This is a genomic window from Janthinobacterium sp. GW821-FHT03C08 (assembly GCF_059420905.1).
In genome coordinates this window covers 50,936-63,229 of sequence record NZ_JBWKUP010000017.1, presented here as the reverse complement: position 1 = coordinate 63,229, position 12,294 = coordinate 50,936, and the positions used below count along the sequence as shown (strand labels likewise).

Genomic DNA, 12,294 nt, shown 5'->3' with positions numbered 1-12,294 from the left:
ATCGGCGGGCGTCTTGTACTGTTTCCGACACGCTGTCCGTTAGGCAAACCAAGGCGTCGTCCGGTACACTACCGGACATCACCGTGTCAATATTGACGGTGATGTCATCGGTCTTTGTTCTCCGTTTGATCACTGTCAATAACAACTATAGAAATACTTTTGAGCCAAAATACCCACACCATCCCCAGCCGGGAGGACATTCTCGGCATATTCCGCAGCGTCAACGCGCCTCTCGATCCGCAGACTCTCGGGAAAACGCTGCAAGTGCATGCCGATTCCATGGATGTCCTGGTCCGTCGCCTGAAGGCGATGGAGCGCGACGGCCAGCTCAAGTCTGATGCCGGCGGCGTCTTCTCGCTGGCCGACCAGAGCGCGCTCGTCGCCGGCCGCGTCACCAGCCACCGCGATGGATTCGGCTTCGTCATTCCCGACGACGCCAGCGCCGACCTGTTCCTGCCTGAGAAAGAAATGCAGAAAGTACTGCATGGTGACAAGGTCATGGCCCGCATCGTCGGCACCGACCGCCGCGGCCGCCCGGAAGGCACGATCGTCGAAGTCACGCAGCGCGCCAACACCCACGTCATTGGCCGCCTGATCCAGGAAAACGGCAACTGGGTGGTGGCGCCGGAAGACCAGCGCATCGGCCAGGATATCCTTGTCACCGGTTCCGTGGGCAAGGCGAAGGCCGGGCAGATCGTCAGCGTCGAGCTGACGGAACAGCCCATGCGCTTCAAGCAGCCCGTCGGCAAGATCGTCGAAGTGCTGGGCGCCCTGGACGACCCCGGCATGGAAATCGAGATTGCTGTACGTAAATTCAACGTGCCGCACGTCTTTTCCGCTGCCGCCCTGAAGCAGGCGGAAAAGCTGCCCTTCGAAGTGCGCGCCGCCGACCTGAAGGACCGTGTCGACCTGCGCGACGTGCCGCTCGTTACCATCGACGGCGAGGATGCGCGCGATTTCGACGATGCCGTGTATTGCGAACCCGTCAAGGTGGGCCGCGCCAACTGCTTCCGCCTGATCGTGGCGATTGCCGACGTCAGCCATTACGTGAAGCCGAACGACGCGCTCGATATCGACGCGCTCGAACGCAGCACGTCCGTGTACTTCCCGCGCCGCGTGATCCCTATGCTGCCGGAAAAGCTGTCGAATGGCCTGTGCTCGCTCAATCCGGCCGTCGACCGCCTGACCCTCGTGTGCGACGCCGTCGTCAGCGACAAGGGCGAGCTGAAGGCTTACCAGTTCTATCCGGCCGTGATCCATTCGGCCGCGCGCCTGACCTATGACGAAGTCGCTGCCGTGCTGGGCAACACCAAGGGACCCGAGGCGGCACGCCGCGCGGACATCCTGCCGCACCTGCAGAACCTGGAAGCCGTCTACCGCGCCTTGCTGAAAGCACGCACGGAGCGGGGCGCCATCGATTTCGAGACGACGGAAACGTATATCGTCTGCAATAGCGTCGGCAAGATCGAAAAGATCATCCCCCGCACGCGCAACGACGCGCACAAGATCATCGAAGAGTGCATGCTGGCGGCCAACGTCTGCGCGGCCGACTTGTTGCTGCGTAACAAGCACCCGGGCACCTACCGCATCCACGCCAGCCCGACCAAGGAAAAGCTCACGCAAGTGCGTACCTTCCTGAAACAGGTGGGCCTGAACCTGACGGGCGGCGATACGCCGTCGGCCTCCGATTACCAGACCCTGATGCAGCAGATCAAGCAGCGTCCCGACGCGGCCCTGCTGCAGACGATGCTGCTGCGCTCGATGCAGCAAGCCGTCTACAGCCCGGACAATATCGGCCACTTCGGCCTGGCGTACGAGGCGTATGCCCACTTCACCAGCCCGATCCGCCGCTATCCCGACCTGCTGACGCACCGCGCCATCAAGGCCATTCTGCAAGGCAAGAAATACGAGCCGAAGCTGTCCGATAAAGTCGTGCTGAACACCAACGTGTCGAACGCCACGCGCAAGCAGCAGGCCAAGGACAAGGCGGACGGCAAGCCGAAGAAGACCGATTTGACCATCTGGGACGCGCTGGGCGTGCATTGCTCGGCCAACGAGCGCCGCGCCGACGAAGCGTCGCGCGACGTGGAAGCGTGGCTCAAGTGCTACTTCATGCAGGATAAATTGGGCGAAGAGTTCACGGGCACCATCACGGGCGTGACGACGTTCGGCGTCTTCGTGCAACTGGACACCCTGTTCGTCGAAGGCCTGGTGCACGTCACCGAGCTGGGCACCGATTACTTCCAGTACGACGATGCGCGCCATGAGCTGCGCGGCGAACGCACGGGCAAGCGTTATCAGCTGACGGACCGCCTGACGGTGCAAGTGGCACGTGTCGACCTGGAAACGCGCAAGATCGACCTGCGTCTGGTCACCGACGCGGAACTGGCGGGCGAAGATGAGCCGGCCAAGCCGAACGGCGGCGGCAAGCGCAAGGGCGAAAAGAAATCCATGGTCAAGCCCGGTCCCGCGACCGAGCAGCGCCACGAGATCAAGGCCAGCGTCAACAACGGCGGCAAGTCCGGCAATGGTTCCGGCGGCCGTGCCAATGGCGCCAAACCTGCCGCCAAGGCGCAAGCCAAGGCAGCGCCGAAGGCGGCAGCTCCCAAGGCAGCCGAGCCGAAGCGCAGCAAGAAACCAGCCGCGGCGCCCGCTGCGGCGGCACCACGAGCAGCAAAAACTGTATCTGCATCAAAAACAAGCAAGAAGAAACGATAAATAATGAAGAATAAAATGATTTTCGGCTTCCACGCCGTCACCTCGCGTCTACGTCATGAAGCGTCGTCCGTGGAAGAAATTTTCGTCGATGCCAGCCGCGTCGATGGCCGCATGAAGGACATGATCGCCGCCGCCAAGGCAGCCAACGTGCGCGTCATGCCCGTCGATTCCTCGCGTCTCGATAAAATCGTCGGCACGCGCCGCCACCAGGGCGTGATCGCCTTTGCCTCGCAGCTGTCGCTGGCGCGCAATCTCGATGAGTTGCTCGACGCCATCGACGGCCCGCCGCTGCTGTTGATTCTCGACGGCATCACCGACCCGCACAACCTGGGTGCCTGCCTGCGCGTGGCCGACGGCGTCGGCGCCCATGCCGTCATCGTGCCGAAGGACCGTGCCGTAGGCCTGAATGCCACAGCCGCCAAGGTCGCCAGCGGCGCCGCCGAAACCGTCCCGTACATCACCGTGACGAACCTGGCACGCACCATGCGCGAATTGAAAGAGCGCGGCATCTGGCTGATCGGCACCTCGGACGACGGCGAAAAAGGCTTGTACGAAGCCGATTTCACGGGCCCGACGGCCCTCGTCATGGGTTCCGAAGGCGAGGGCATGCGCCGCTTGACGCGCGACACCTGCGACATCCTCGTCAGCATCCCGATGTTCGGCTCCGTCGAAAGCCTGAACGTATCCGTGGCCTCCGGCGTGTGTCTGTACGAAGCCCGCCGCCAGCGCATCGCGAAAGAAGGCTAAAAAACGTCCAGGGCGGCGTTGCACTGTCTCGCCGTACTTGCGTACTGTCTTCGGCAATGCGCCTTGCCCTGAACGTTTTGTAGCGCTTCTTTGATCAGCCGCCGCCCTCGAGGCGGCGCTTGTTTATCTGCCTCTCCGGCAGCACGCCGCCGAATACGCTACCATTTGCGTCTTGTCTCTTACCCATTCAGAAATCCGTCTTATGTTCCACCACTTGCGCGAAGACATCAACAGCATCATCGAACGTGACCCCGCCGCCCGCAACGGCTGGGAGGTGCTGACCTGTTATCCTGGCTTGCACGCCATCGTCATGCATGGCTGGGCGCACTGGTGCTGGACGCGGCACATGAAGTGGGTAGGGCGCTTCATTTCGTATATCGGCCGCATCATCACGGGCATCGAGATCCACCCGGGCGCCACCATCGGCCGGCGCGTCTTCATCGACCACGGCTTCGGCGTGGTGATCGGCGAGACGGCCGTCGTCGGCGACGACTGCACCATCTACCAGGGGGTCACTTTGGGCGGTACCTCGCTGCACAGCGGCAGCAAACGCCATCCGACCCTGGAACGGGGCGTCATCGTCGGCGCCGGCGCGCAGGTGCTGGGCAGTTTTACCGTGGGCGAGTACGCCAAGGTGGGCTCGAACGCCGTGCTCCTGAAACCCGTGCCGGCCGGCGGCACTGCTGTCGGCAACCCCGCGCACATCGTGCAAAAGGACGTCAACGCCCTGCGCGAAGGCAGCACGGCGCACCTGTTTGCCGCGTATGGCGTCACGCCGAACGGCGACGACCCGCTGTCGAAGGCCCTGCAAGGCCTGATCACGCATGCCGTGGCGCAGGAGCAGCGCATCGAAACCATCCTCGCCACCCTGAAGGCGGCGGGCATCTGCTGCCAGGGCGTGCCTGAATGTGATAAATTTGATTCCGAGCAAATGAACAAACTGGTCGATTAAGGATCCATGCATGAATACTGATGTGACGGCAGCTGATAAAAGCAGCGACAATCCGAACCTGCTCGACCCCTTCGAGATCCGCGTGTTGGCCGTGCTGGCCGAAAAGGAAGCGCTGACGCCGGACAGCTACCCGCTGTCGCTCAACGCCCTGACCAACGGCTGCAACCAGTTGTCCAGCCGCGACCCCGTCATGGCTCTGTCCGAGGAAACCGTGTACGACGTGCTGCAGCGCTTGATGCAGCGCAAATTCGTCAACGGCATCACGCAGGCGGGCGCCCGGGTTGCCAAGTACGAGCACCGCATGCGCATCAAGTGGTCGCTGGAGCAGGATAAACTGGCCATCCTGACGATCCTGATGCTGCGCGGCCTGCAGACGGCGGGCGAGATCCGCAGCCGCAGCGGCCGGGTGCATGAATTCAAGTCCGTGGCGGAAGTGGAGTCCGGCCTGCAGTTCCTGATCGACAAATACCCGCCGCTGGTGGCCAGGCTGGCCGTCGCGCCCGGCGCCAAGGAGCCGCGCTACGGCCATTTGCTGGGCGGCGAGGAAGCGCTGGCGCAGAGCGAGACGGCGGCCGGTTTCGCCGGCGCCGTCAGCGTGCCGCAGCAGGGCAGTCGTGTCGCCCAGCTGGAACAGGAAGTGCTGCAGCTGCGCAGCGATTTCGACGGCCTGGCGGCACAGTTCGAGGCGTTCCGCAAGCAATTCGAGTAAGGTGTCCTTCCCGCGTGACATTTTCCTTCCTGTGCCGCGAATGCGGCGAGACCCACACGGGCATGCCCGGCTTCGGCGCCGATGCGCCGTGGCTGTACGAGCAGATCGCGCCCGCCGAACGGGCGGCGCGCTGCCAGCTCGACAGCGATGCCTGCGTCGTCGACGAAGCGTACTGCTTCGTGCCCGCCACCATCGATATCCCCGTGCATGGGTCCGATGAGCCGTTCAGCTGGGGCGTGTGGGTGTCGCTGAGCGGCGACAGCTTCGACGCCTGGGATGCCTGTTTCCACGATGCCAAACGGGCCCACATCGGCCCCTTCTTCGGCTGGCTCAGCACGCGCCTGCCTGCCTATCCCGACACCCTGAACCTGAAGACCCGCGTGCACCTGCGCGACGATGGCCTGCGTCCGTCCATCGAGCTGGAGCCGACGGAGCACCCGCTGGCCGTGGAGCAGCGCGAGGGCATCACGGCCGGGCGGGTAGCCGGGCTGTACGCGCAGCTGCTGCATGGCAGCTGACCAGTCCGCCAAGTGCCGCTGCCGGGCTCACCGACCGCGCCATCAGCAGCCATGCATGCGAATGTGACAATGTGTGACTTTTTTTTGCATGGTATTTCGTTATGCTCTCGTGCCGCCATCCCATACGGTAAACCATCCGCCACGCTGACGACCAGCCTGGCGGTACAGACATGCAGGCAACGACAGGCGGAGAGCGATATGCTAGTGTTAAAGGGTATTTTATTGCTGTTTATCATCTTTTTTGGCATCCCCAACCAGATCATCGACTACAAACACCGCAAGAAGAAAGCCTATGAGCCGGGAGATGCTTGGGCCTATTATTCGAGGCTGAGCAAGGAGGGTAGCGCCGAGGGCAAGTTCATGATGTGGTCTACTTACTGCGGCATTGCCTTCATCGTCGTTGTCCTGGCGTACCTTGCCCTGAACCTGTTTGGCGGCTACCGGTGACTGCTGGCGGCCGGCAAGATCCGACCGCCCCGTGGTTCGACCGGCATGACCCCGTCTGCCGTGGCGTTGCCAGCGCGTGCAGCGGGCATTTACCTCCTCATCCAAAGGAAACTCATGAAGTTTGCAATGCAAGTCGTACTGGGCCTGTCGCTGGTTTGCGCAGGCCCCGCCGGTGCCGCCGCCGCGCCGGCAACGCAGTCCGCCGCACCTGCGCCGGCACATCTCAAGGCCGTGCAGGACCTGCTTGGCGCGATGCAGATTGAAAAAGTATTGAAAGGCGTCGCCGCCCGCAGCCGCTACTCCAACGAAGGCCAGAAGCAGGCCGTGCTGGCCAAGCTCGACAAGGTTCCGCCCGCAGAGATATACCAGCGCCTGGCGCCCGCGCTCACGCGCGTCATTTCCGCCGATACGGCCACCGAGATGACCCGCTTCTATACCACCCCCTACGGCAAGCAGGTCATCCACAAGAAGTACAACTCCGGTGCCCAGCTCATCATGCCCGGCATGACGGCGGCCGTCGCGCCGGAAGAAAAGAAGGAGCGCAAGCGGGCCGCGTACGTGCGGGCGAGCAAGGAGCTGGCGGAGGCTGAACCGGCGATCGAGCACGAAGCGTTCAAGCTGCTGCAAGCGATCAACAAGGAAAAGCGCTGAGCTGCGGGCGAGTCTGCCTTGCAGCATGGAAAGTAGATTATGCTGGCGGCATGCTTGAGCAATATCGGCATGCCGCCGCAGGGGCGCGCGCCGATTAGCGCGTCCGGGGCGCAGGGCGGCCGGGCGGCAGGGGCCGCGGAATTGCCGCATGCCGCATTGTGAGTCAGCCGCTCCCTGTCCGTTTGGCCGCGTTTCCGGTATCATTCGGCATGCATAATATTCCTTTCCAACCATTTGTCATCGGTGTCGCAGGCGGTAGCGGCAGCGGCAAGTCCACGGTATCCCAGCAAGTGCTCGCCTCGTTTGGCGCCGATATGGTCTCTGTCGTGATGCAGGACGACTACTACCGCGACCAGACCCACCTTTCCCCGGAAGTGCGCCGCCAGCAGAATTACGACCATCCGCAGGCGTTCGAGTGGCCATTACTGGTGCAGCACATCCAGGCCTTGCGCAACGGCGAATCGATCGAGATGCCGGAGTACGACTTCACGCTGCACAACCGCTCCGACAGGACCATACTGGTCAAGCCGGCCCCCGTGATCGTCATCGAAGGCCTGTTTGCCCTGTATGACGAGGACTTGCGCGACATGATGTCGCTGAAGATCTTTGTCGACACGGCCTCCGACGTGCGCTTCATCCGCCGCATGCAACGGGACATTACGGAACGCGGCCGCTCGGTGGAAAGCGTCATCGAGCAGTATCTGGAAACAGTACGCCCCATGCACAAGCAATTCATCGAGCCGACCAAGCGCAATGCCGATGTCATCCTGCCGCACGGCGCCAACGGCCCCGCCGTCGACATGATCACGGCCAAGGTGGCCAGCGTCATCGGCCGCCTGAAGCCTGCGCGCTAAAAGCACACTGCTTCAGCGCTCCCCCATCGATTCCGAGAACGTCTTGGTGATCGGTTTCGTGAGATAGCGCAATACCGTCTTGCGCCCCGTGTTGATTTCCACGGTGGCCGTCATGCCGGGCTGGATCAGGATCGGCTCGCCGTTCTTGCCAACCAGGTTGCGTCCGCTGGTCTTGATCTGCACGCGGTAGTAGGGCTGTTCGTTGCCTTTGTTGTCTTCACTTAAAGTGTCCGCGCTGATGTAGCTGACCGTGCCCCGCAGGCGGCCGTAGATGCCGTAGTCGTAGGCGTCCAGTTTCACGGCCGTGGGCAGGCCCGGCTTGATGAAGGCGATGTCGGCCGGTTTCACTTTCGCCTCGATGATCAGGTCGTCGTCCGTGGGCACGATCTGCAGGATTTCCTCGCCCGGCTTGGCCACGCCGCCCAGGGTGGTGAGGCGCACGTTGCGCACGATGCCATCCGTGGGCGCGTAGATGTCCGTCGACCCCAGCTGCTCCTTGCGCTGCGTCACCGTCTGCAGCACGCCGGCCAGGTCTTCCTGGGCTTTCACCAGGTCCGTCTGGCTGTCCTGCAGGTATTTGTTGCGCCGGTTGGTGATCTGCGCCTGGATGTCGACCACTTGCCGCCGCAGCTTCAGCACTTCGGCGCGGCTTACGTCGCCCGTCTCCAGCAGCGGCAAGTTCATTTCCAGCTCTTCCTTGATCAGCTTCATGGCGCTTTCCAGCGCGCCCACTTCCGCCTGCACGGCGCCCTGGCGCTTGGTGAACAAGGTCATCTGGTTGGCGCGGAATTCGGGAAACGCCTGCAGTTCGGGCGGGAATTTCGGCGTGCCGCCAAATACTTCCGCCTGCAGGCGCGCCACGGTTGCCTTCAGGCCGGCCGCCTTGGCCGTGCTCTCCAGGTAGCTCGTCTCGGCCCGCGTGCGGTCGAAGCGCGCCAGCAATTCGCCTTTTTTCACGACGCTGCCTTCATGCACGCGCAGTTCGGCCAGCACGCCGCCGTCGGCCACCTGGATCACCTGGTTGCGCGAACTGGCGATCACCTGGCCATTGGCGCGCGTGACCTGGTCCAGCTCCGCCCACGACGCCCAGGCGATGACACCCGCCAGCGCCGCCGTGCAGCTCCAGATCAGCACCCGGCCCCGTTTGGTTTCCTCCTTCGTGTCGACCTTGGCCAGTTTCATGCGACGGCTCCTTGCGCCGCCGCCTGGACCGCCGGAGCGGGCGCGGAAGCGGGAACGGCTTGCGGCTTGCCCGACAGCTTGGCCAGGACGACGTCGCGCGGTCCGTCGAGCAGCACTCTGCCCGCCTGCAGCACCACCAGGCGGTCGAGCAGGGGCAGCAGGGCGTTCTTGTGCGTGGTGGCGACCATCGTCACGCCTTCGGCCGCCAGTTCGCCCAGCAGCCCCACGATGCGCGCTTCCGTCTTCGCGTCCATGGCGCCCGTCGGTTCATCGAGCAGCCAGATTTTCGGCTTGGCCAGCAGCAGGCGCGTGACGGCGATCAATTGCCGCTGGCCGCCCGACACGCCGCGTCCACCCTCGGTGATGGCCAGCGCCAGGCCCCGCGGCTGGCCCAGTATCAGCTCGATCAGGCCCGTGCGCCTGGCCGCCGCGAGGATGGCTTCCTCGCCCGGGTCGGCCAGTCCCAATAACAGGTTGTCGCGCAGGCTGCCGCTGAACAGCCGCGTTTCCTGCGGCAGGTAGCCGACCATTTCGCGCACCACGGGCGGCGCCAGCAGGGCCATGTCGACGTCGCCCAGGTACACCTTGCCCTCGGCTGGCTGGTACAGCCCCGACGCCAGTTTCAGCAGGGTGCTCTTGCCCGAGCCAATGGCGCCCACCAGGCCGACGCGTTCGCCGGGGCGGATGGCCAGGCTTTCCACTTCCAGCGCCACCTTTTGCGCGCCGCCATACGTGAAGCGGATGCGTTCGAAGCGCAAACCCGTATCGAGGCTGCGCGGCGTCAGCGCGAACTGTGCGTTGTCCGCTTCGTTGGGCAGGCTGATGACTTGTTCCAGGCCGTCGATCGAGGCGCGCGCGTGCGCCCACTGCACCATCACGGCGGGCAGTTGCACGATGGGCATCAGGGCGCGGTTGCTGATGATGGTGCACGCCATCAGCGCGCCCATGGTCATCTGGTTCTCGGCCACGAACCACGCGCCCATGGAGATGAGCGCCACGTTGGTCAGCTGCTGGAAGGCGGCCGTGATGTTCTGCGACAGGGCCGCGTAGTCGCGGATGTTCTGTTCCGCGTGGCTGCTCTCGGCCACCAGCTCGGCCCAGCGCGCCTGCATCATCCATTCGGCGCTGCTGCCCTTGAGGGTTTCCACGCCATCGACGGCTTCGACCAGCAGGCCCGCCTTGCGGTTGCTGGCGTTGAGGTTCTTGCGCGTGTGGGCCTGGATGGCGCGCTGGAACATCAGGCCGCACACGAGGGCCAGCGGCAGGGCCACCAGCGGCACCACCACCAGCGGCCCGCCGATGATGGTGATCATGGCGAGGAAGATCAGGGCGAAGGGCACGTCCGTCAGCACGAACAGCGAGGTCGATGTCAGCACCCCGCGCACCATTTCAAAGCCCTTCACCTGCGCCGCCAGGGTGCCGACGGAGGCGGGGCGCGCTTCCATGCGGATGCCCAGCATGCGCTGGAAAAACCATTCCGACAGTTCGTGGTCGACATCGTTGCACGAGTGGTCGACGATGCGGCTGCGCACCTGCTTGAGGATGAATTCCAGGCCGATCGACAGGGCCACGCCCACCACCAGCACCCACAGGGTGCTGAAGCTCTGGTTGGGGATGACGCGGTCGTACACCTGCATGGAGAACAGCGAGGTGGCCATGGTCAGCAGGGTCACCAGCGCGGTGGCCAGCACGGCGTCGACAAACACGCTTTTCTTCAGCCACAGGGCGTCGCGCACCAGGCCCAGGGCGCCGGGGCGCGCCGCGCTCTTTTCGGGCCGGCGCGGCAGGCCCACGCAGGCCAGGCCGGCCAGCGATGCCAGCTGCAAGGCGCGGCCATCGACGCCTTCGCCGCGCCAGGCGCCGTCGGCGCCGCGCGACTGCAGCAGGCCCCAGCCCGTGCTGGGGCTGTAGACGGCGAACGGCAGCTCGCCCGGCGTCGGTTCGTGCAGCAGGTGCGCCGCGCCTTCCAGCCCGGCCGCCTGCCAGATGGCGGTCAGGACCATGGCGGGCGCGCCATGGTCGTCGAGGTCTTCCAGCTGGCGCTGCAGGTCGGCCAGGCGGGCGGCGGCCAGGTGCTGGCCCGTCAGCCGCGCGGCGCGGTCGACGAGGGTCAGCAAGCCGTGTTTGATGGAGGTATCCACGCTGTCTCCTGTGTGTGCTGTCGGTGTCAATTGCGTTGCGCCACGCCGGCCGGCGCCGTGCGCCCGGCCAGGGTGCCCGTCTGCGCGGCCAGGCGCAGGCTGGCGGCGATGGCTTGCGCGCGCGTGTCTTCCAGGGCGAACTGCGCCTGGGTGGCTTCGCGCACGGCGTTGAGTACGTCGTTCCAGCTCTTGCGCCCGATGACGTACTGGCGCGCATACGATTCGAACACCTGTGTCGAGGTGGTGCTCGCTTCGCCCGCATTGCCCAGGCGCTGGCGGCTCGCCTCGGCCTCGTTCCAGTCCAGGGTAAAGCGCTCACGCACGTCGCGTTCGGCCGCATCGTGCGCGGCGCGCGCCCCTTCGCGCTTGGCGACGGCTGCGTCCACCCCCGCCTTGGCCGACAGGCCGGCGCCCGGCTGCGCCTGCAGCACCAGCATGGCGCGCGTGCGGTTGTCGGCATTGATGCCGCCCGTGGGTTTTTCCATGCGCAGCACGACTTTCGGCATGTAGGCCGAACGCTGCAGGGTGATGTCGGAGTCGGCCGCCTGCGCCTCGAAATCGAGGCGGTGCAGGGTGGGCGAGTAGGCGATGGCCTGCAGCATGACGCGCTCCAGGCTGGCGTCGGGCAGCGGTTCGCCCACGCCGATGCCGGTGCTGCTGACCAGGCGCACGGGCTTGCCGGCCAGCTGCGACAGCTGCGCCAGCGCGTTTTCCTGCGCCTGGCGCGCGTTCGACACGTCATTGGCGGCCTGGTAGGCGCGCGATTCGGCCAGGCGCTGGTCCGTCTGCGAGCTGACCGACTGCACCACGCGGCGCTTGATCATGTCCAGCAGGCGCTGGTGTTCTGCCAGCCCTTCTTCGGCCGAGCGCACGCGGGCCGTCTGGCGCAGCGCTTCCGTGTAGGCGGCGATCACGCGCAGGGACAGGGACAGGCGTTCTTCCTCGATGGCCGCGCCGGCCGCGTCGAGCCGGCTGCCGGCGGCATCGATGCCCGCGTCGATGCGTCCGCCGCTCCACAGGGGCTGTTCGATGCGCACCACGCCGCCCGTTTCCTGCGACCCCGTGGGTACTTCGGCCGACAGGCTGGGAAAGCGCTGCCATTGCGCGCCATCGAGGTCGGCCCGCGCGGCCGCCTGCGCGGAGCGCTTGCCGGCGATGGTCGGATGGCTTTGCAGCGCCTGCTGCAAGACCTGGTCGAAGCTCCAGGCCGTGGCGCCCTGGGCGCCGGCGGAAGGGGGGACGCTTGCCATGACGGTGGCCGCCAGTACGGCCGCGATGCAGGGCAGGATGCCGGCCCAGGGGCGCCGGCAAGGTTGCGATGCTGGATAACTGCGTACTCTCATCCCGTGTTTTTCCGGCCACGTGGCCTGCAGGG

Annotated in this window: 11 protein-coding genes; 8 read left to right on the top strand and 3 right to left on the bottom strand. The window is 65.0% G+C overall.

Going from position 1 to position 12,294, the window contains the following annotated elements; genetic code table 11:
• The first annotated feature begins 159 nt into the window (after positions 1-159).
• From rnr to udk, 8 genes are all read left to right on the top strand, one after another.
• Complete coding sequence (gene rnr, locus AC07VL_RS22605; RefSeq protein WP_494807843.1) at positions 160-2,718, top strand: ribonuclease R; 2,559 nt, start codon at positions 160-162, stop codon at positions 2,716-2,718.
• A 3-nt stretch (positions 2,719-2,721) separates the two neighbouring features.
• Positions 2,722-3,465 carry a 23S rRNA (guanosine(2251)-2'-O)-methyltransferase RlmB gene (gene rlmB, locus AC07VL_RS22600; protein WP_034784003.1) on the top strand — a complete coding sequence of 248 codons (744 nt, stop codon included), beginning with the start codon at positions 2,722-2,724 and terminating at the stop codon, positions 3,463-3,465.
• Between the two features lie 202 nt (positions 3,466-3,667).
• On the top strand, positions 3,668-4,417 hold the full coding sequence (gene cysE / locus AC07VL_RS22595; RefSeq protein WP_494807842.1) for a serine O-acetyltransferase: 750 nt from the start codon (positions 3,668-3,670) through the stop codon (positions 4,415-4,417).
• Positions 4,418-4,427: 10 nt separating this feature from the next.
• The gene (locus AC07VL_RS22590; RefSeq protein WP_494807841.1) at positions 4,428-5,126 is read left to right on the top strand and encodes a YceH family protein; all 699 of its coding nucleotides are present in this window, start codon (positions 4,428-4,430) and stop codon (positions 5,124-5,126) included.
• 14 nt (positions 5,127-5,140) lie between these two features.
• On the top strand, positions 5,141-5,644 hold the full coding sequence (locus AC07VL_RS22585; RefSeq protein WP_494807840.1) for a DUF2199 domain-containing protein: 504 nt from the start codon (positions 5,141-5,143) through the stop codon (positions 5,642-5,644).
• 51 nt (positions 5,645-5,695) lie between these two features.
• Positions 5,696-6,091, top strand: a complete 396-nt coding sequence (locus tag AC07VL_RS22580; protein ID WP_494807839.1) for a hypothetical protein — start codon at positions 5,696-5,698, stop codon at positions 6,089-6,091.
• 114 nt (positions 6,092-6,205) lie between these two features.
• The gene (locus AC07VL_RS22575; protein ID WP_494807838.1) at positions 6,206-6,742 is read left to right on the top strand and encodes a hypothetical protein; all 537 of its coding nucleotides are present in this window, start codon (positions 6,206-6,208) and stop codon (positions 6,740-6,742) included.
• Positions 6,743-6,951: 209 nt separating this feature from the next.
• Positions 6,952-7,596, top strand: coding sequence for a uridine kinase (gene udk, locus AC07VL_RS22570; protein WP_494807837.1), 645 nt, complete (start codon positions 6,952-6,954; stop codon positions 7,594-7,596).
• 12 nt (positions 7,597-7,608) lie between these two features.
• Here udk and AC07VL_RS22565 read toward each other — a convergent pair whose 3' ends face one another.
• The 3 genes from AC07VL_RS22565 to AC07VL_RS22555 are packed head-to-tail and all read right to left on the bottom strand — an operon-like array spanning position 7,609 to position 12,169.
• A complete protein-coding gene (locus tag AC07VL_RS22565; RefSeq protein ID WP_494807836.1) occupies positions 7,609-8,778 on the bottom strand; it encodes an HlyD family type I secretion periplasmic adaptor subunit in 1,170 nt (389 codons plus the stop codon).
• On the bottom strand, positions 8,775-10,919 hold the full coding sequence (locus AC07VL_RS22560) for an ATP-binding cassette domain-containing protein (RefSeq protein ID WP_494807835.1): 2,145 nt from the start codon (positions 10,917-10,919) through the stop codon (positions 8,775-8,777). Before AC07VL_RS22560 ends, AC07VL_RS22565 begins: the two co-directional genes overlap by 4 nt.
• Positions 10,920-10,945: 26 nt before the next feature.
• Complete coding sequence (locus tag AC07VL_RS22555; protein WP_494807834.1) at positions 10,946-12,169, bottom strand: TolC family protein; 1,224 nt, start codon at positions 12,167-12,169, stop codon at positions 10,946-10,948.
• Positions 12,170-12,294: the final 125 nt, after the last annotated feature.

Bases quoted from the DNA above. Each gene is read 5' to 3' on its own strand.
- AC07VL_RS22575 (WP_494807838.1), top strand. From the start codon at position 6,206: ATGAAGTTTGCAATGCAAGTCGTACTGGGCCTGTCGCTGGTTTGCGCA.
- AC07VL_RS22590 (WP_494807841.1), top strand. From the start codon at position 4,428: ATGAATACTGATGTGACGGCAGCTGATAAAAGCAGCGACAATCCGAAC.
- AC07VL_RS22580 (WP_494807839.1), top strand. From the start codon at position 5,696: ATGCATGCGAATGTGACAATGTGTGACTTTTTTTTGCATGGTATTTCG.
- AC07VL_RS22555 (WP_494807834.1), bottom strand. From the start codon at position 12,169: ATGGCAAGCGTCCCCCCTTCCGCCGGCGCCCAGGGCGCCACGGCCTGG.
- AC07VL_RS22565 (WP_494807836.1), bottom strand. From the start codon at position 8,778: ATGAAACTGGCCAAGGTCGACACGAAGGAGGAAACCAAACGGGGCCGG.
- rlmB (WP_034784003.1), top strand. From the start codon at position 2,722: ATGAAGAATAAAATGATTTTCGGCTTCCACGCCGTCACCTCGCGTCTA.
- udk (WP_494807837.1), top strand. From the start codon at position 6,952: ATGCATAATATTCCTTTCCAACCATTTGTCATCGGTGTCGCAGGCGGT.
- cysE (WP_494807842.1), top strand. From the start codon at position 3,668: ATGTTCCACCACTTGCGCGAAGACATCAACAGCATCATCGAACGTGAC.